This window comes from uncultured Apibacter sp., assembly GCF_946479295.1.
In the GTDB taxonomy this organism is placed as follows: Bacteria; Bacteroidota; Bacteroidia; order Flavobacteriales; family Weeksellaceae; genus Apibacter.
This window is the reverse complement of the sequence record NZ_CAMLFD010000001.1, coordinates 303,883-323,903: the sequence shown is the minus strand read 5'-3', so window position 1 is coordinate 323,903 and position 20,021 is coordinate 303,883. Positions and strand designations below refer to the sequence as shown.

General features: G+C 26.9%; 16 protein-coding genes. 15 read left to right on the top strand and 1 reads right to left on the bottom strand.

What is annotated here, in order from left to right; all coding sequences use genetic code 11:
* The first annotated feature begins 111 nt into the window (after positions 1–111).
* The 10 genes from Q0T35_RS01540 (at position 112) to Q0T35_RS01495 (ending at position 9,550) form a co-directional block, all read left to right on the top strand.
* Entirely contained in the window at positions 112–594 is a 483-nt protein-coding gene (locus Q0T35_RS01540) for a thioesterase family protein (protein WP_293918960.1), read from the top strand.
* A 13-nt stretch (positions 595–607) separates the two neighbouring features.
* Positions 608–1,165: a dTDP-4-dehydrorhamnose 3,5-epimerase gene (gene rfbC / locus Q0T35_RS01535; RefSeq protein WP_293918959.1), complete on the top strand. Its 558-nt coding sequence runs from the start codon at positions 608–610 to the stop codon at positions 1,163–1,165.
* A gap of 3 nt (positions 1,166–1,168) precedes the next feature.
* Positions 1,169–2,038: a dTDP-4-dehydrorhamnose reductase gene (gene rfbD / locus Q0T35_RS01530; RefSeq protein WP_293918958.1), complete on the top strand. Its 870-nt coding sequence runs from the start codon at positions 1,169–1,171 to the stop codon at positions 2,036–2,038.
* Between the two features lie 27 nt (positions 2,039–2,065).
* On the top strand, positions 2,066–2,308 hold the full coding sequence (locus Q0T35_RS01525; protein WP_293918957.1) for a hypothetical protein: 243 nt from the start codon (positions 2,066–2,068) through the stop codon (positions 2,306–2,308).
* A 220-nt stretch (positions 2,309–2,528) separates the two neighbouring features.
* Positions 2,529–4,046 carry a lipid II flippase MurJ gene (locus Q0T35_RS01520; RefSeq protein WP_295840619.1) on the top strand — a complete coding sequence of 506 codons (1,518 nt, stop codon included), beginning with the start codon at positions 2,529–2,531 and terminating at the stop codon, positions 4,044–4,046.
* Positions 4,028–5,167: a glycosyltransferase gene (locus tag Q0T35_RS01515; RefSeq protein WP_295840617.1), complete on the top strand. Its 1,140-nt coding sequence runs from the start codon at positions 4,028–4,030 to the stop codon at positions 5,165–5,167. The genes Q0T35_RS01520 and Q0T35_RS01515 overlap by 19 nt, the downstream gene beginning before the upstream one ends.
* Positions 5,164–6,180, top strand: a complete 1,017-nt coding sequence (locus Q0T35_RS01510; RefSeq protein WP_295840614.1) for a glycosyltransferase — start codon at positions 5,164–5,166, stop codon at positions 6,178–6,180. Before Q0T35_RS01515 ends, Q0T35_RS01510 begins: the two co-directional genes overlap by 4 nt.
* Positions 6,177–7,238, top strand: coding sequence for a glycosyltransferase (locus tag Q0T35_RS01505; RefSeq protein WP_295840612.1), 1,062 nt, complete (start codon positions 6,177–6,179; stop codon positions 7,236–7,238). The genes Q0T35_RS01510 and Q0T35_RS01505 overlap by 4 nt, the downstream gene beginning before the upstream one ends.
* A complete protein-coding gene (locus Q0T35_RS01500) occupies positions 7,231–8,295 on the top strand; it encodes a hypothetical protein (RefSeq protein WP_295840610.1) in 1,065 nt (354 codons plus the stop codon). The genes Q0T35_RS01505 and Q0T35_RS01500 overlap by 8 nt, the downstream gene beginning before the upstream one ends.
* The gene (locus Q0T35_RS01495) at positions 8,270–9,550 is read left to right on the top strand and encodes an O-antigen ligase family protein (protein WP_366937718.1); all 1,281 of its coding nucleotides are present in this window, start codon (positions 8,270–8,272) and stop codon (positions 9,548–9,550) included. Before Q0T35_RS01500 ends, Q0T35_RS01495 begins: the two co-directional genes overlap by 26 nt.
* Here Q0T35_RS01495 and Q0T35_RS01490 read toward each other — a convergent pair.
* Positions 9,492–10,595 carry a glycosyltransferase gene (locus Q0T35_RS01490; protein WP_295809833.1) on the bottom strand — a complete coding sequence of 368 codons (1,104 nt, stop codon included), beginning with the start codon at positions 10,593–10,595 and terminating at the stop codon, positions 9,492–9,494. The genes Q0T35_RS01495 and Q0T35_RS01490 overlap by 59 nt on opposite strands.
* A 352-nt stretch (positions 10,596–10,947) precedes the next feature.
* On the opposite strand from Q0T35_RS01490, the gene Q0T35_RS01485 reads away from it, so the two are divergent.
* From Q0T35_RS01485 to Q0T35_RS01465, 5 genes are all read left to right on the top strand, one after another.
* On the top strand, positions 10,948–12,363 hold the full coding sequence (locus Q0T35_RS01485) for an exopolysaccharide biosynthesis polyprenyl glycosylphosphotransferase (protein ID WP_293919307.1): 1,416 nt from the start codon (positions 10,948–10,950) through the stop codon (positions 12,361–12,363).
* A 69-nt stretch (positions 12,364–12,432) separates the two neighbouring features.
* Complete coding sequence (locus tag Q0T35_RS01480) at positions 12,433–12,837, top strand: hypothetical protein (protein WP_293919308.1); 405 nt, start codon at positions 12,433–12,435, stop codon at positions 12,835–12,837.
* A gap of 214 nt (positions 12,838–13,051) precedes the next feature.
* Complete coding sequence (locus Q0T35_RS01475; RefSeq protein ID WP_295840607.1) at positions 13,052–17,359, top strand: CusA/CzcA family heavy metal efflux RND transporter; 4,308 nt, start codon at positions 13,052–13,054, stop codon at positions 17,357–17,359.
* A 10-nt stretch (positions 17,360–17,369) separates the two neighbouring features.
* Entirely contained in the window at positions 17,370–18,509 is a 1,140-nt protein-coding gene (locus tag Q0T35_RS01470; RefSeq protein ID WP_293918632.1) for an efflux RND transporter periplasmic adaptor subunit, read from the top strand.
* A 252-nt stretch (positions 18,510–18,761) separates the two neighbouring features.
* A complete protein-coding gene (locus tag Q0T35_RS01465; RefSeq protein ID WP_295840602.1) occupies positions 18,762–20,018 on the top strand; it encodes a putative DNA modification/repair radical SAM protein in 1,257 nt (418 codons plus the stop codon).
* Positions 20,019–20,021 lie beyond the last annotated feature (3 nt).

Sequence of the window (20,021 nt, the reverse complement as noted above, 5' to 3'; positions counted from 1 at the left end):
CAAACATTCTTATATTATATAATTATTTTACAATGATATTTTTATTAAAATAATTATAAAAATTAGAACATGAAGCATAAATTCATGTTAAATTCATTATAAATTTATATTATGAAAATAAAAGAACCTGAATCTATCTATAGAGTGCGTTTTAGTGATTGTGATCCTATAGGACATCTTTCTAATCTTCGATATTTTGATTATATGCTTAATGCGAGAGAAGATCATTGTCTACAAAATTATCAACTAGATAATTTTGAACAATCTAAAAATACAGGATGTTTATGGGTTGCATTGCAAAACCAAATTGCGTACATAAAAGAAGTTAAGTATAATAAAGATGTTGTAATTACAAGTAAAATAATAAAGTATACAGATAGAACTAATACTGTAGAAGTGTTAATGCTGAATAAAGATAAAAGTATTACACATGCTACATTATGGGTAACTTTAATATATTTTAATTTAACTACTAGAAAATCGGAAGTACAGCCAGAACATTTTATGAAATTATTTGAAGAGATATTTGTGAATATACCTGAAAAATTGTTTGAAGAAAGAGTAGAAAGTTTAAGAAAGCAAAATAAAAAATAATTTAACAATATAAATGACTGTAACTGAAACTAAACTTAAAGGATGCTATATTATAGAACCTCAGGTTTTTGAAGATTCCAGAGGTTTCTTTATGGAAACGTTTAATCGTGAAAAATTCACTAAAAAATTAGGTTATACCCCCGATTTTGTCCAGGATAATGTTTCTCAATCGACTTTCGGAGTTATAAGAGGATTACATCAACAATTACCTCCTTATTCCCAAGCTAAATTAGTATATGTGTTACAAGGAAAAGTAATAGATGTAGCGGTAGACGCACGGAAAGATTCTTCGACTTATGGACAATATGTTTCTGTAGAATTATCTTCAAAAAATAAGAGACAATTATTTATTCCGAAAGGATTTTTACACGGATTTTCAGTTTTATCAGATACAGTTATTTTTGCATATAAATGTGAAGGTCTTTATAATAAAGAAAGTGAAATTAGTGTTAACCCTTTAGATAAGTATTTAAATATAGATTGGAAAATTGAGAAAGGAAAAGAAATTCTTTCAGAAAAAGATTTGAATGCTATTTCATTTAACAACTTGAAACCTATTGATTTATTTTAAAGCATGAAAAAAATTTTAGTAACAGGAGGAGATGGGCAGTTGGGTCGATCAATTAAGCAAAGAGTAAAGGATAAGCCTCTTGTTAATTACAGTTTTGTATTTACAGATATTCAAGAGTTGGATGTATTAGACGAAATGTTTGTAAAGACTTATTTTTTTTCAAATAAATTTGATTATGTTATAAACTGTGCCGCTTATACGGCTGTTGATAAAGCAGAGTCGGATATAGAAATGGCAGAAAGATTAAATGCAGATTCTGTAAAATATTTAGCAAAAGCAAGTGCTTTTCAAAAAGCAACTTTTATACATATTTCCACAGATTATGTGTTTTCAGGCGAAGAATCCGTACCACGAAAAGAAGATGATCCGGTAGCACCTTTGGGTGTTTATGGTAAAACTAAGTTAAATGGAGAACTAATCGCACAATATTATAATTCTAAAACCTATATTATAAGAACTTCATGGTTATATTCTCCCTATGGAAATAATTTCGTTAAAACGATGTTGAAATTATTTAAAGAAAAAGAAGAAATAAATGTTATAAATGATCAAATAGGTTCACCAACAAATGCGTTGGATTTAGCAGATGCTCTTCTTACTATAATTCAAAATGATATAGGAGCTTATGGAATTTATAATTTTTCTAATGAAGGAGAATGTACATGGTATCAATTTAGTGAAGAAATAAAGAAAATAAGTAAATCTAAGATTAAAATTAATCCTATATCAACTTCCGATTATCCTACTCCCGCCAAGCGTCCCGAATATAGTCTATTGGATAAAACTAAGATAAAAACGACTTTTGGTATTTTAATTCCTGAATGGAAAGATAGTTTAAAAGAAATGTTTGCAAATTGTGCTTATATAATATAAAAATATCTATATTTGTATAAAAATGTTATGATAAAAATTATCTCAAGTTCAATCTTAGGACTAATGCTACTATTATTTATAAGTTGCGATAAACCAGCTAATGGGCAAGAAATAGCTCCAGCTAATAGATATTCGTTTCAGGTATTGCAAGGCCCGGATGGTTTGCGAACTTATGTTTTCGACACTAAAACAGGAGATGTGTTTGTTAGAACTTCGGATGGAAAATGGTGGAATGATTCAGGCATTAAAACAGCACAAAAAAGTAAATAAATAATTATATTCTAAAAACTCTTAATTATATTATAATTAAGAGTTTTTATTTATCTTTTAAAAACTCAATCTAACGACAAGAAATCAAACTTTATTTTAGCCTTAGTAAATAATTTTCAACTTTGAAACATTTTTATATTAAGAGTAAAAAAAGCATAACATTTTTAATGCAATATTTTAAATGAAATAATACTTTTTGGCTGGTAATATATTCAATAATATGGCGATTTCATCACGAAGAATTAGTTTAAACATTTTTGTTATAAAAGCATTTACTCTTATTATAAATTTATTAATAGTAAGTGTATCTGCAGAATTTTTCGGGTTGTCAATAAATAGAGACATATGGGTAATTACCTCAGGATTTATAGTTAATATAAATAATTCTTTTTTTAATCCTATATCAGATGTTTTCAAGATAAAATTTATTCAAATAAAGGAAGAAGAGTCCCTTCATTCAGCATTGGTTAAAACAGGCTCTTTATTAGTTATTTATATTTTATTTATAATAATATTAATTATAATTTTTTTCTTTTTTGGTAAATCTATAATTCAAAATTTGTTTAGTGTAGGGGATTTATTTTTGAATAGATATTATACCTACATTAATATTTTACTTTATAGTATTTTGTTTACACAATTTTCTTCAATAGGTATTGGAATTTTAAATGCTAATAATATATTTTACGTACCGGAAATAACAGCTTTTTTTACATCTATAGGTAACTTAGTAATAATTTATTTTGGGACGAAATATGTTGGTGTTGTTTCTCTATACTTAGGACAATATTTTAATTTAATAACTCTATCTGTAATTATTATATTTTTTCTTAAAAAGAATAAAATATTGCCTATAATTAGATGGGATAATAAATTTGTACTAAAAGCAAAGGATTTTATATGGTTTGGAACCCCATTTTACTTTCCCTATTTTATAGGACAAATAAACTCGTTGATTGAAAAAGGTTTATCCAACAGAATTGGTATAGGTATAATTTCAATGATTGATTATGCTCAAAAGTTTACATTATTATTTCAGGTTGTATTTACTAACATTATTTTAACGGCAATAATTCCCCAACTTACGAAAAACTATTATAGAAAAGAATGGGATGTGTATAATCATTCATTTTATTCTTATTTAAAATTTATAGTTTTCATATTGAGTTTTTTTGTTCCCTTATTGTATATAAATGCATATGAAATTAATTATATATTTTTTAAAAGAGGGGCAATAACAAGTAGTGACATTGAGCAAATTACACATTTAACAAAGTTATATTCGCTTTCGTTTATTTTTATTTGTTTGTATGTTTATATATCTCCTGTAATGATATCTCAAACAAAAAATAAGCTACAAGCATTGTTAGGTGTTATCACTCAGATTGGAATTATCATATTTAATTGCCTTTTTTATAAAATTTATAACCAATCTATATTTCCCATTTCCATGGGAATATTCCATTTAATAACTTTTTTTATAATGATTTATTTAATTAATATCAGGAATAAAAATAAAATATTTATATATATTATTAAATCAATCGTAATATTATTTCTATTAATAATAATGGCTGAGATTATTAATATTTTTATTATTTCAGATAACATATATATTTCACTTTTATTGAAAATAGGGATAATGACGATAATTATCTTAACAACCTCTCCTTTTATAGGAATCAATGTTATTGTTTATGTTAATATGATATTGAGTAGATGGAAATTAAAAATTTAACTTTAATATTTTCTCACTTAGAAAAAGAACATTTGGGAAAAGATGTATTTCAGGTACCTTATTATTTAGGTAAGGGGCTGAATACTGAAGTAACTATAGTTTACCAAAAAACGAAGACTAATAATTTATTTGGTAAAAAATATATGGGAGTAAAATTATTTCCATTAAAAAATATTTTTCATCTAAAAAAAGTACAAAATATATCATTTTTTATATCATCTTTATTTTATGTTATTCTTAATGGGAAAAATATAGATTTATTAATGTCTTTTCACTTTAGATCTAAAAGCGCAATATTGTGTGCTATATACAAAATAGTAAATCCAAAGGGTAAATTTTATTTAAAAATAGATAGTGGGAATGATTTTTTGAAAGTAATAAAAAGGCCCTCATTTATTAAAAATATATTATATGAGAAGTTACTCAGTCAAAGTGATTTTATTTCCTTGGAAACATTAAAAGCTTATAAATTGTGGAAGGATAATTTAAATATACCTGAAAAAATTTTTTATGTAGAAAATGGATTTGATGAAGAAGCATTAAAAAAAATATCAATTAATGTTAGATCCTTTAATGAAAAAGAAAATGTATTTATAACCGTTGGGCGATTAGGAACAGTTGAAAAAAATACACAAATGTTTTTAAACGCAATTGAAAAACTACCTAATTTAAAAAATTGGAAATTTTACTTTATTGGCTCAATAGAAAATGATTTCAAAAAAGAAATAAAATTATTTTATAATAAAAATCCTGTATTAAAAGATAAAGTGATTTTTACTGGTCCTATTCTTGAAAAAATTACTTTATGGGAATATTATAATAAAGCGAAAGTTTTTGTATTAACTTCAAAATGTGAAGGTTATCCGATGGTTTTTTCTGAAGCATATAGATTTAATAATTATATAATTTCAACAAATGTCGGTGGTGCAAAAGAAACTATCAATAGGAATAATAATTTCGGAATAATAATAGATCAAAATAATCATGAAGAATTAAGTTTTATTTTAGAACAAATAATTAATGATAATGATTATTTTATAAATTTCCCTAATAAGGATCATTCAGATAATTCTTGGCAGAAAAATTTAAGTATTTTAATAAAATTTATAGAATCAAATTGATATATAAAATTATAATAGTCAATTATAATAGATATCCGGATACAATTGAATGTTTGGAATCTATTCTCAAATCTTCATATCAAAATTTTCAATTATTTATAGTTGATAATTCATTAAAAAATGAAGATTATGAAATGTTTAAAAAATGGAGTCAGAATATTCCCATACCTATCCAAACTAAATTTCCAAATATTGTATTTCCGTTTTCCTATAAATCAAGTAAAGATATACTATTTCTTAAAGAGGAAGAAATTGAATATAAAAATTCAATAAATCAAAAAATAATTTTTATTCGAAGTGCTATAAATAAAGGTTTTTCTGCAGCAAATAATGTTGTTTTAAAATATCTTAAAAATCAAGATAAATTTGATTATATTTGGTTATTAAATAACGATACAGTAGTTCCTACTAATTTTTTATATGATATAACAGGTAAATTGAGTATTTTAAAAAACAAGGTGGGTATAATTGGTAATTCATTGTGTTATTATGATTTTTGTGATAAATTGCAGTGTGTAGCCAATGAATATAATAATTGGTTGGCACATACTTTTCCTGTTTACGCAGGATTGCTGTATTCGGAAATCTCTAAAGAAGATATATATGATCTCATACCAATAGGTGCCTCAATGTTTATAAAAAAAGAATGTTTTGATAAAGTAGGATTATTAGAAGAAGATTATTTTTTATATTTTGAAGAATGGGATTATACCTCTAGAGCAAAGAAAAAATCATGGGAATCAGTAATTTTTACAGGTGTATACATTTATCATAAACATGGTACTACTATAGATAAAGGTAATAAAGAAGGAAAAACAAAAACTATATTTTCAGATTATTATCTACTGAAAAATAAAATAGTTTTTGCAAAGAAAAATTTGAAATTTTATCATTTGCCGACAGTGTATTTAAGTTTTATTCCCATTATAATAAATAGAATAAAGCGGAATCAATGGGATAGAGTAATTATGGTATTTAAAATAATATTTGGAATACAAATTAATTTGAAATGAAAAATAAAATTATGATTTTATCTTTAGGTAGAACAGGCAGCTTACCTGTGTATTCTGATAATATAGTTTTACATTTCCCAAAACAGGCTTTTGATTACTATAAATCTAAATACGTAGTTGAAGGATTTAGAATACCCGAGCAAAAGTTTATTAAAACTTACAAGTCATCCATTTCATTTATATTAAATACTACATTTATTCTTCCCTATTATATAATAATTCTTTTGCCAAGAATTATAAAGAAATATAAAGCATTATACTTGCCTTATTTTCATATGTGGAATTTACCTTTTATTTTTTTATTCAGAATGTTGGGGCGGGAGGTTATATTGACTGTACATGATGGGGTTTTACATAAGGGAGAAAATGGCTATTTAATTCAAAAATATTCAAATTTGAATATTAAATATAGTACCCAATTGATATATTTAACTAATTATGTAAAAACAAGTGTTGAAAATTCTTTAAAACTTATAAAACCCTATATAATTGTACCTCATGGTTTAATTGAAAATAAATATATATATCAATCATCCATAAAAATTAATAGAGGTAAAAATCTACTTTTTTTAGGTAGAATTAGCCGTTATAAAGGAGTTGAACTTCTTTCCGAAGTTATTGAAGAAATTGATGAAAATATAGAAGAATGTATCATAGCAGGAAAGAGTAATTATGAATTAAAAATTAAAAATACACATAAATTAAAAATACAAGATAAATATCTTTCAGATTTAGAAATTGGCGAACTGTTAAATTGGGCTGATATTTTAATTCTTCCTTATTTAGAAGCTACACAATCTGGTGTTATAACTTTAGGGATAAGTTCAGAATTGCCGATGATTTGTACCAATGTAGGAGGGTTACACGAGCAGTTAAATGAAGATGAATGTATATGGGTTGAACCCAATAAAGATTCATTAAAAAAAGGTTTATTAAGTTTGATTCATGATGATAACAAACGAAATTTTTTAATTAATCAAATGCATAAAAAGAAAGAAACCCTTAGTTGGAATAATGTTTCTTTACAAATATTCAAATTTTTAATTGATAATGAATAACTTAATAGTAACTAAAAGTAAACTAGTTTTTTACAGCTTTGCAATTTTAGGAATAATTTTAGCCGTGCTAAGCAGTTATTTACTTCCAAAAAAATACTTTTCAGATGCCTTAACCATTATTAACAATCCATGGAATGTGAAAGGAATTGTAGGAAGTTTCCAGTTTTCAATTTTTTTTTATTCAATCACTGGGCTTAGATGGTTACCTTTTCCTTTGGTTGCTATAATTCAATATCCAATTATAATTAGTATTTTGTTAAAAATATGTGTTCCTATTAATTTCGATAGAATAAGGGTAAATAATGTTCTTATGTATTTTGCATTTTTCATTTTAGGAATCTATTTATCAATGCAAACAAAAGAATTTATTAATTTTTTATTTTTTTATTTATTAGTTGTAATAATTAAGAAACAAAAACATATTTTAAGGAATAGAATTATTATATGCCTTTTGCTTATAATTTTTTCATTAATTTTTAGAACCTATTATATTATAGTTTTAATATTATCTATATTATTCAGTATTTTACGTCTTATAAAAATTAATAGTATATATACAATTATACTGTATGGATTAGTATTTATTATTTTTTTAAGTATAGCTCATGGGGTTATCAAAGGAGGATATATGTCGGATAAAAACAGAACGGAATTGAATAAAATGCGTTTAGAACATCCTGAGATAAAAAATGAATCAAGATCTGCTATAATTCCGCCACTCCCCACAAATACTTGGTATGGGGAATCTGTATCTATCTTATATGGTTTTATGGTAGTTAATTTTCCCATTAATTCAATTTTTTCCCGTTCACCTCAAATAGTAATCTTTTCACTATGGCAATTAATGTTATTTATATATTTATCAATACGATTTAAAAATAGTTTAAAATATAACAAAAAAAACAATATTAATTGGGCGTTTTATATCACATTTACTTTTTTTATCGTTCAGGGATTATTTGAACCTGACTTGGGTTCATCTATAAGACATAAGGCAGGCATATTCCCTCTAATTTATTTTATTTTATTTTATGATGCTAATAAATCAAAAACTTGAAAAGATAAATTTTATTTTGTTAATATTAATTTTAAGTACGATTATATTTAGACCGATTTGTACATTTCTGATAATATTATATATCGTTTTTCAAATTTATATTTTTATCAAATTGAAATTTAAAATTAAATTTCATTGGTTGACTCTCTTAATTTCGATTCCATTTCTAATAGAAGTATTAATGTTTTGGAATAATGATTATGTATATTATGGATTTAAGTCATTAGAAAAAAAAATTATATATTTATTTGTACCTTTTTTTATACTTTCTTCTCCATTTAAGATTGACGTTTTTAAAATAATCAATTATTGGACAAAAATAATGTGTATAACTCTGATTTGTTTTTTAATTAACTATATAATCTTTTTTAATAAAAATATTGAAAATTATTTAAATGGGATAGATGTATGGGATATGGGATATAGTTTTTCAAGAAGTATATATCATAATCATGCACCTGCACTCAATTTAATTGTTTCATTTTGTTCAATTTGCTCGCTATATGTTTTTTTTAATAATGTAAAAAAGAAAAAAAATCAAAAATTTTTTGATTGTCTTGTATATATAATTTTAATAAATTTTGTCTTCTTAATAAATACAAGAATGGCAGTTTTTTGTTCAATATTGGGTTCATTATTTATTACTATTTATAAGTATAAATTCAGTTTTACAGCTAAAAGAATATTTTTTATTACAACATTAATATCAATTTTTGTGGTATTATTTATAAATTTTTTTCCATATATAATACAAAAATACACAACTGTTTCTTTTAGAAATTTAGATAAGATTGGGAGACTTGATGATTTTGAAAATCCAGAAGGTGAAATTTATAATTCTTTAGTAACAAGATTAAGTATTTGGAGGTCGGCTATTAATCTATCAAAAAGGAATTTATGCGTTGGAGTGGGAGCATCGGATGGAAAAAGAAAATTATTTGAATATTACTATGAAACCGATCAAATGTTTTTGTTTAAATACAAATTTCCTGTTCATAATCAATATTTAGATTATTTGGTGAAATTTGGAATAATTGGATTAATATTGCTGATTTTGTATATGATCATACCATTTTACATAGGATGTAAAATACATAATTCTTTGATAATTTATTATTCTTTATCCTTTATAGTGTCTAATATGACCGATGATTTCTTAATACGTTTCGATGGGACGGTATATAGTTGTATATTTATTAGTCTTTTCGGATATCTTTATGTAAGCAATCAAGATAAATATTTAATAAAGAGATGAAATTTTTATTTAAATCAAAATATTCCATACATCTTTCCATTCCTGCTTTTCCCATCTTTTTGCAGATTTTTAGATCTTTTAAAATATTTATATATTTTTGGGCATCATTTTCATTAGTAAATAGGAATCCGGTTTTCTCGTGAGTAACAACATCCTTATTTCCAAATGTATTTGTTGCTAGGACAGGTTTTTGAAATATCATTGCTTCTAAAGGAGCAATTGGTAATCCCTCTCGTAATGAAGTTTGAATATAAATGTCCAATTTATTTAAATGTTCAAATATTTTTTCTCTATTTAGCCAGCCGGTTACATGAATATTTGGTGCATTTAGTATTTCTTTCGAGTCACCATCACCGATCCATAAGAAATCAAGATCAGGATTATTTAATGCAATTTTATTAAATAGATCAGGATTTTTGACATGGGCTATTCTTCCAATTGTACCTATGACTATACGGTTATTACATAATTTTTCTGACTTGTGTTTATTTAATATATAGGGGACATTTATCCCATTTCTCACCAATAAGGCTTTTCCTAATTCTTTTGCTAAATCATATTCACTATCTCCACAAGCAATTGTAGTACCTCCCAGGAACTTGGTTGTATATTTTTCTATATAATAAAAAAAATTATTTTTGGTAGACATAATATCTTTTCTTAAAAAAGAGTATCCATGTGGAGTATAAAAAACTTTTGCTTTCCTATAAAATAGAGAGGCAAATTTTCCTAAAACACCTGCTTTAGATGAATGTAGATGTATGATATCAGGTTGTAAAGAATAGTATATTTTTATTATGTCATAAAGACTTTTAAAATCCCTTAACGAAATTTCTTTATTTATATCCACTTCAATTAATGAAACTCCATTAGATAATTCTTTTTTTAAATTTAAATTAGAAACTTCGGGGCGTTTATTACAATATGCAACTGTCGTATCAAATAAAGTATTATGCTTTCTAAAAAAAAATGTTAAGTCTTTTATATAAGTAAATACACCTCCTCCAAGAGATTCGACTACATGTAAAACTTTGATCTTTTGCATTATTTAAGAGTTTATAAATTTTTTAATGTTTAATATAAAAAAAAAATGATCTAACTATATAAATATATGAAATAATTAAATATAAATAATCTTATTCCGAAATGCTCTTTTATATTTACATCTTTTTAATGTTGTTATTTATTTATTTATAACTATTATTATTAATTCTAATCTATAAAAAAATAAAATTTAATTTTAATATTATTTAAATAATTAGCATATAATAATTATATAATTTGAAACAGAAAAATAAAAAATATTTATATGTATAAAAATAACTAATTTTATAAAATTAAATATTTATATAAATTCATCATAATAAATTTTTATTTGAAGTAAAGTGTAATTGTATATGAGGTATGTTAGGTATTTAAAGAATAGTTTTCTTCTTCATCTCTTATTAGATTTGATTTTTATAATTATTTTATTCTTTTGTTTTTTAGCTATTCAATATAATGATTTAGGTATTTATGGGATTTCATTAAATAATCTATTATTAGCTCATTATAAAGCATTAATATTATTTTTAATGAGCTGGTATTTTATTTCATTAAAAACTGGTTTATATGCTGTAGATAGAGTTACGAGTTTTATAGCAATTATTAAAATTACATTACACCAAATTATTTTATTTAGTATCATAATTTTTGCTGTGTCGGGTTTAAAAAAAGATGATTTATATTCAAATAGAATTACAATATGTTTTTTATTATTACTATTTACATTTACATGTGGTGCTCGAGCTTTACTTTTTTTATTATTAAAAATATATAGAAGGCTAGGAGGTAATTATAGAAAAGTAATTTTTGTAGATGAAAATAAAAATACACGTTCTTTTATTAAATTATTATCTAAAAGAAAGGATTATGGATTTATGAATTGTGGATGTTTTTTCTCAAATATTCAAGACAATGAACAAAAAAAAGTCTACAAATTCGATTTGATAAGACTAAAATATTTTATATTAGAAGAAGGAGTTCAAATAGTATTTTTTTCTCTAAATGGAAAATTATCTCTTGAAATTCATGATAGCCTTGTAGTATTAGCCCAAAAGTTGCATATTGAAATAAGATTTATTCCTAGCGCAGCATATGGTTCTTTTTATGGTTTAAAATTGGAGTATTATGATACTTTTCCAATACTTTTATTTAAAAAATTTCCACTTGATGATATTTGGAATCAAATTTTAAAAAGAAGTTTCGATATAATTTTTTCCAGTTTTATAATCATTTTTATTTTAAGTTGGCTGTTTCCGCTCATTGGATTAGCTATTTTATTAGATTCAGGAAAACCAGTTCTATATCTTCAAAAAAGAGTTGGATTTGGGGGACAAATATTTAACTGTTATAAATTCAGAACCATGATTGATAGTTCTGATAATGATGTTAAAGCAACTGTTAAAGGAGATTCGAGAATTACAAAATTAGGAAGTATATTACGTAAATCCAGTTTAGATGAAATGCCTCAATTTTTTAACGTTTTAAAAGGTAATATGTCGGTTGTTGGGCCACGACCGCACATGGTCGTTCAAGATAACTATTACAATGATTTATTATTAAAATATAGCCTAAGGCATTATGTTAAGCCGGGAATTACCGGTTTGGCTCAAGTAAAAGGTTTTAGAGGAGAAATTAATTCTAGAGAAGATATGCAGAAACGAATCATAGCAGATGTGTATTATGTCAGGAAATGGTCTTTTTTATTAGATATGATAATTATTGCAGGAACTGTTTTTAAAACGATAAGTGGAGATAAAAACGCTATATAAAATTATCTTATAATAAAATAAGATATAAAATATAGCTTTTAACAAATTAAATATTTATATTTGTTATAATTGAAATTAATAAGGGAAATATCAATAATATTTGCTACATTATTAATTGTAGTGCATGCCTTTGTGCCGCATCAGCATAAGGTTGAGTTTGAATTTACGCTTCATAACTGTATTTTTGTTGATTCAGAAGAAAATCAATCTTCAAATATATTTAATCAGCTTGAGGATCTTATTAAACACATCGATCTAGGGGAAAATAATTTGGATGAATTCAAATTATCCACTACAGACTATGAAATTTTTCAAAAACTCATTTTTATAAATCCCGATTTTTTTTTAAACGTTAACTTTTGTTTAAAAAATCCGGAAAAAAAACATGTAAAACATTATTATACCTTTTCAAATACTTCAACTGAAAATCAGTTAGAAAATCCTTTAAGGGCTCCTCCTTTTACATTTATTTAAAAATTTCATAATTATCCATTTAGAAATAGGAGTAAATTAAATAGAATATAAATTTTACTTCTAAAATAATAATTGCTACAACAAATAATAAATCTTCATTTATATGACACAGATCTATAGAATGAAGATCGGTGATTGGAAATTATGTAAATTTTTTTTAGAAAGCTAAAAATGTAATAATATCATTTTATACATAATTAAAAAATAATAAAACATGTTTCAAGCTATAATTGAGTTATCAATAAAATATAAATTATGGGTAGCCATTGGTGTAGTAGCTTTACTAATAGGTGGTTTGTATTCGATACAGACCATACCTATAGACGCTACTCCCGACATTACCAATAATCAAGTACAGGTAGTTACTACCTCTCCCACATTAGCCCCACAAGAAGTCGAGCAATTAATAACCATACCTCTGGAATCAGAATTAAGGAATATACCTGGAGCGATTGAAGTAAGATCTATATCAAGATTTGGCTTATCCATAATAACTGTAGTATTTAAAGAAAATATTCCAGTACTACGAGCAAGACAATTAGTAAAAGAACAAATAGATATCACTAAAAATGAAATTCCTAACGGAATAGGTGAACCACAACTAATGCCTATAACTACAGGGCTAGGAGAGATTTGTCAATATGTAATTAAAGTTAAGCCTGGTTTTGAATCGGATTACACTTTGGAAGATTTACGAACAATTCAGGATTGGATAATAAAAAAACAGCTTAATGGAATTGAGGGTATCATTGAAATTTCAAGTTTCGGAGGAAAAGTAAAAGAATATGAAGTAGGAATTGATCCTATTGTATTACAAAGCTATGGAATTACCTTAGAAGAAGTTTATAATGCGCTGGAAAAAAATAATCAAAATTCAGGATCAGGATATATTGAAAAACAGCACAATTTATTTTATATCAGAACAAACGGAATGTTAAAAAACCTTCAAGATATAAAAAATATAGTAGTAGCAGTAAAGGAACAAGTTCCCATAAAAATATCAGATATAGCGGAAGTAACCTATGCATCCGCCCAAAGATTCGGAGCAATGACCATGGACGGAAAAGGAGAAGTGGTTGGAGGAATAACTTTAATGTTGAAAGGAGAAAATTCCTATAAGACTGTCCGAAACGTAAAAGAAAGGATTAATCAAGTTAAGACCACCTTACCTGAAGGTTTAGAAATATATATATATCTAGATAGATCCCATCTCATTGAAAAAACTATTTCAACAGTTAAAAAAAATTTAATTGAAGGCGGAATAATAGTAATTTTTGTTGTGATTATTTTATTGGGAAATATAAGAGCAGGTCTTATCGTAGCCTCAATCATACCACTTTCCTTATTATTTGCCTTAATAATGATGAACATTTTTGGAGTGTCTGCCAATTTGCTGTCTTTAGGAGCAATAGATTTTGGTATTGTTGTAGACGGTGCTATTATTATTGTAGAATCTGTTATTTATGTCTTGCATACAAAATACTTAGGAAAAAATATCACCCAAAAACAATTAGATGGAATTGTAGGTAAAACTACAGGAGAAATTTATAAATCGGCAGCATTTGGAATTCTGATAATCATATTGGTTTTTATTCCGGTAATGTCTTTAACGGGAATTGAAGGCAAAATGTTTAGGCCTATGGCTATGGCTGTAAGTTTTGCTATACTTGGAGCACTACTGCTTTCCTTAACCTATGTACCTGTAATGACAACACTTTTTATAAAAAAAGATATTGTATATAAAATAACTTATGCAGATAAAATTATGGATAAACTAAAATCAGTTTATCTCCCTATATTGGAGAAAGTATTAAAAATACCTTATAAAGTAGTAGGTGTAGTCCTAATAATTTGGCTTTTTTCCATATTTATTTTCAAAAATATGGGGGCTGAGTTTGTTCCCACCTTACAGGAAGGAAACATAGCTATGCAAATGAGCATTCAGCCCGGGAGTTCCTTAAAGGAAAGTATTAAGACTACCAATAAAATAGAAAAAATTATAAAAAATAATTTTCCAGAAGTTATTCATGTGATATCAAAAATAGGAACCGCCGAAGTTCCTACTGATCCTATGGGAATAGAAGATTCAGATATCATGATTATTTTAAAAGAAAAAGATAAATGGGTTTCAGCTCAAACACAAGAAGAATTGGCTAATAAAATCAAAGATAAGCTGTCATCAGTGTTAGGCGCTTCATTTGAATTTTCTCAACCCATTCAGTTAAGATTTAATGAATTAATGACAGGAGCAAAAGCGGATATTGTAATTAAAATATTCGGAGAAGATGCGGTAGAATTAAAAAAAATAGCAGATCGAGCTTCACAAATAATAAAAAAAATAGAAGGAGCATCGGATGTAAAAGTAGAACAAACAGAAGGTCTCAAGCAAATGGAAATTACCTATGATCGTAACAAATTAGCCCAATATGGATTAGATGTAAACACGTTAAATCTAATCATACAATCTTCAGTGGCGGGCTTAAAAGCAGGGACTATTGTAGAAGGAGAACGACGTTTCGATTTAGTAATACGTTTAGATGAAAAATATAGAAAAAATTTGAGTTTAGAACAATTACATGTACGTACCGCTACTCAAAATCTAATTCCAGTTTCTGAAGTAGCATCCGTAAAATATGAGACCGGGCCTATGCTAATTTCAAGAGAACAAGCGCAAAGAAAAATAAATATTGGGATAAATGTTCGTGAAACAGACATAACATCCTTAGTTCAAGATATTCAATCAAGGTTAAACACCTCCATCAAATTGCCTCCCGGTTATAGAATTGAATATGGAGGAGCATTTAAAAATCTTAAAGAAGCCTCTTCACGACTGAGCATTGCAATTCCTATTGCTTTATCCATAATACTCTTACTCTTATATATAACTTTTAAGAGTATTAAAGATGCGCTATTGATTTTTTCAGCAGTCCCTTTAGCATCGATTGGAGGAATTATTGCATTGTGGATAAGAGGGCTGCCTTTTAGTATTTCGGCAGGCGTTGGTTTTATAGCCCTTTTCGGCGTTGCCGTTCTAAACGGAATAGTTTTGGTAAGTGAATTAAATTACTTAAAAAATTCAGGTAAATATACTTCTCTTCAGGAAATAATAAAAGTAGGGGGGGAAAATCGATTACGACCTGTGTTTATGACTGCAATGGTGGCTACCCTAGGCTTTTTTCCTATGGCTTTATCAACATCTAATGGTGCTGAAGTACAAAGACCTTTAGCTACCGTAGTAATAGGAGGGTTGTTTACATCTACCTTATTAACTTTATTAATAGTCCCGGCCTTATATTACATTTTAGAAAATAAGAGGTTTAAAAAGAAGATAAATCCTAAAATAATCATTTCGATAGTAATTTTTTTAGGAAGCATATATTCAGGAAAAGCTCAAACAAAAGTATCGCTTTCCAATCTTATAGATCTGGCTTATAAAGAAAATATTGAATTGAAAACTAGAGAATTACAGATTCAAAAAGAAAAATTGGAAAAGAAATATGCTTATTCGCTCAATTCGACTTCAATGAAGGTAGGATATGGGCAATTTAACAGTAGAGAATCAGATTATCAATGGGAAATCGGCCAAGATTTTGGAAATCTATTTTCATATGGAAAAAAGAAGAATTTTATGGATAGTCGCGTAGAATGGTTAACGGCAAAATCTTCCTTACAAAAACACATAATAATTTTTCATCTCGAACAACTATATAACCAATGGGTTTACCTTATTGAAAAAAGAAAATTATTTACCCAAATGGATTCCTTATATAAAGAAGGACTAAAAAAGGCTCAGTTTAGTTATGAAAAAGGAGAAACAGATTATATGGAAAAACAATTTTTTAAGGCAGAGTTGGAACAAATAATACAGCAAAAGATCATAAATGAACAAGAAAATATAAACATTGAAAATAATATATATAACTTATGTGGAATAAATGCGAATGAAAAATTAGAGCCGTTGGAGAGATTCCACCAAATGCAGAATAATTCTATTTCAGACAGTATAAATTATAAATATTTGTATGAATTTGAAAAAGAAAAGGAGCACAACAATAAAATGTTAGCTTGGGAAAAATCCAAAAGATTACCGGAACTATCCATTGGAGGATTGATGCAAAGCATAGAAAATAATTACAGCTACTATGCAGGAGTAGTTAGCGTAAACATCCCCTTATTTAATAATGATTATAAAAAGCTGAAAGAACAAACCTTATTGGAAAATAAAAATGTCGAATATCAGAAAGAACAAACCAAACGAAGTATAAACTTAAGGATAAAGCAGCTAAAAGAGCAGCAGAAACTGATTAATAATGAATTAAACATATTTGGAACTTCCCATCTCGAAGATTCACAAAAAATGATCGGAATAGCAGACATAAAATATCGTTACGGAGAAATTGACTACCTGCAATATTGCAGCATATTAAGATCCTCTTTAGAGTCGCAAAATACCTATTTGGATTTAGTAAATACCTATAATCAAACTCTGATTGAACTTAACTATTTAACCCAACAAAATTAATTTATCGATCATGAAAATATCAACATACATAAATATATTTTACACTGTAACAATACTTTGTTATTCATGTTCCTCAAAAAATAAAGAGCACTATCAAGAAGATATCCAAGAGCATTCCAAAATAACTTTAAACGATGAGATGATCAAAACTAATGGGATAGAATTCGGCAAAGCAGAGTTGCGTTCCATTGAATCAAAAATAATGGTTACTGGTATTATACATGCTCTTCCAGAAAATAAAGCATCCATCCACAGTAAAATAGATGGATTTATTGAGAAAATAAATTTTATTACCGGAGATTATGTACATAAAGGGCAAGAATTAGCAACTATAAATAACCCTTCATTTATAACATTGCAAAAACAATTTTTAGAAAGTTATTATACGATGAATTTAGCATACAAAGATTACCAGCGAAAAAAGACATTATTAGAAGGAGATGCAACCAGTAAAAAATCTTACGAACAATCTCTAGCTGCCTATCAAGTCTCAACTGCAGAATATGAAAGCTTGAGATCAGAACTACACTTATTAGGGTTTATGCCAAATTTTATAATCAAGACAGGTAAAATTAATCCGGAATTAAAAATATTAAGTCCTATAAGTGGATATGTACAAGCAGAAGAAATTTCTCCCGGTAAGCAAATAAGTACCGCCGATGAACTTTTCTTGATAATAAATCAAGATAAATTGCATGTTGAATTAAACGTTCCGTCCAAATATGCCTCATCTTTATATGTAGGGCAAGCTGTAGAATTTACTCTACCTGAAATTGAAACTTTAATTAAAAGTAAAATTCATATTATAGGAAAAGTAACGAATACCGAAAATAATACCATACAGGTTCATGCAGATATTCAAACGAAATTACCACCAACTGATTTTTATGAGAAAAGATTTGTAAATGCTTATATAATCAATAAATCTAAAGATGTGCTAACAGTACCTAAAGAGGCTGTATTCGAAGAGGACGAAAAATCATATATTTTTATAAAAAAAGGAAATCATGTAGAACGAAAAGAAATAAAAATAGGAAGATCAAATGATGATTTCATAGAGATTTTAAATTTCAATTCTCAGCAAGAATTGGTGATAAAAGGAGTATACTATCTCCAATCCGGCGAGATAGAGTCTGAGCATGATCATTAATTACTTAAATTTTATAATATTTATTTAATAACTCGTTTCAGATATATATTATTTTTAAGAGGATTGCTTATAGGCTTATATATGTTAAAATGGTACACTATTAAGTAAAAATTAAGGCATATAATATTCCTTGGTTTCCTTTAGAAACTTACGGAAATATTTTTAATTTAAGTTATTGTTTATTAAATATTTATGTTTCTTTTATGATTTGAAATTTCATAAAAAAAAATAGGATTAGTAATTTTGTTATGTATGAAAGAACAAATCATCAATAAGCTCGCAACATTAGCAGAATCAGCCAAATATGATGTTTCTTGTTCCTCAAGCGGAGCTGGAAGGAAGAGTGCAGCAGGGGGCATAGGCTCAACTTCTTTTTCGGGAATATGCCATACATTTACCGATGACGGAAGATGCATTTCTTTGCTGAAAATAATGATGACCAATTATTGCATGTACGATTGTGCCTATTGCATAAGTCGTAAAAGTAACGATATAAAACGAACTGCATTCAGTGTTAAAGAACTGGTTGAACTAACATTGGAATTTTATAAAAGAAATTATATAGAAGGTTTGTTTTTAAGCTCAGGAGTAGTTAAAAGTCCCGATCATACCATGGAAAGAATGATTCGGGTAATCAAGGAATTGCGTACGGTTCATAGATATAATGGTTATATTCATATGAAAAGCATTCCGGGAGCCAGTAAAGAATTAGTAACACAAGCAGGACTATATGCGGATAGACTCAGCGTGAATATAGAAATTCCTACAGAGAAAAACCTCAAATTTTTAGCCCCCGAAAAAGATCACAAAAGCGTCTTTGCCCCCATGAAATATATTCAGAACGGAGTTCTCGAATATAAGGAAGAAAAGAAAAAATATAAATCAATTCCCCGATTTACTCCGGCAGGGCAGAGCACACAGATGATTATAGGGGCAACCAACGAGACGGATCAAGATATATTAAGGGTTTCCTCACTTTTATATATGCAATCAAGTATGAGAAGAGTCTACTATTCAGGATTCATACCAGTTAATTCTTATGACACTCGGCTTCCCGTTTTGCAACAAGCTCCCTTAGTAAGGGAAAATAGACTATACCAGGCGGATTGGCTGATGAGATTTTATCAATTTTCGGCAGAAGAAATTATTGATGAAAAAAATCCTAATCTCGATCTAGATGTGGATCCCAAACTAGCTTGGGCACTTCGTCATCCCGAAATGTTTCCTATTGATATTAATAATGCTGAGTATCGGCAGATATTGCGTGTGCCTGGTATAGGAATTAAGTCAGCCAAATTAATTATAGCATCACGGAAATTTGGTAAATTAGATTTATATCAACTAAAAAAAATCGGAGTTATTATAAAAAGGGCGCAATATTTCATTACATGTAGAGATTCCTCAGGAATCACCATTAATGAAACTACACCTGCTTATTTAAAGAAAATTCTTGTAAATAAAAAAAATACTGTTAAAAACACCAATCAGATTTCTTTATTTTTTCCTTAAAAT

Bases quoted from the DNA above. Each gene is read 5' to 3' on its own strand.
- Q0T35_RS01470 (WP_293918632.1), top strand. From the start codon at position 17,370: ATGAAAATATCAACATACATAAATATATTTTACACTGTAACAATACTT.
- Q0T35_RS01505 (WP_295840612.1), top strand. From the start codon at position 6,177: ATGAAAAATAAAATTATGATTTTATCTTTAGGTAGAACAGGCAGCTTA.
- Q0T35_RS01490 (WP_295809833.1), bottom strand. From the start codon at position 10,595: ATGCAAAAGATCAAAGTTTTACATGTAGTCGAATCTCTTGGAGGAGGT.
- rfbD (WP_293918958.1), top strand. From the start codon at position 1,169: ATGAAAAAAATTTTAGTAACAGGAGGAGATGGGCAGTTGGGTCGATCA.
- Q0T35_RS01495 (WP_366937718.1), top strand. From the start codon at position 8,270: ATGATGCTAATAAATCAAAAACTTGAAAAGATAAATTTTATTTTGTTA.
- Q0T35_RS01515 (WP_295840617.1), top strand. From the start codon at position 4,028: ATGGAAATTAAAAATTTAACTTTAATATTTTCTCACTTAGAAAAAGAA.
- rfbC (WP_293918959.1), top strand. From the start codon at position 608: ATGACTGTAACTGAAACTAAACTTAAAGGATGCTATATTATAGAACCT.
- Q0T35_RS01525 (WP_293918957.1), top strand. From the start codon at position 2,066: ATGATAAAAATTATCTCAAGTTCAATCTTAGGACTAATGCTACTATTA.
- Q0T35_RS01520 (WP_295840619.1), top strand. From the start codon at position 2,529: ATGGCGATTTCATCACGAAGAATTAGTTTAAACATTTTTGTTATAAAA.
- Q0T35_RS01475 (WP_295840607.1), top strand. From the start codon at position 13,052: ATGTTTCAAGCTATAATTGAGTTATCAATAAAATATAAATTATGGGTA.
- Q0T35_RS01465 (WP_295840602.1), top strand. From the start codon at position 18,762: ATGAAAGAACAAATCATCAATAAGCTCGCAACATTAGCAGAATCAGCC.
- Q0T35_RS01540 (WP_293918960.1), top strand. From the start codon at position 112: ATGAAAATAAAAGAACCTGAATCTATCTATAGAGTGCGTTTTAGTGAT.
- Q0T35_RS01500 (WP_295840610.1), top strand. From the start codon at position 7,231: ATGAATAACTTAATAGTAACTAAAAGTAAACTAGTTTTTTACAGCTTT.
- Q0T35_RS01485 (WP_293919307.1), top strand. From the start codon at position 10,948: ATGAGGTATGTTAGGTATTTAAAGAATAGTTTTCTTCTTCATCTCTTA.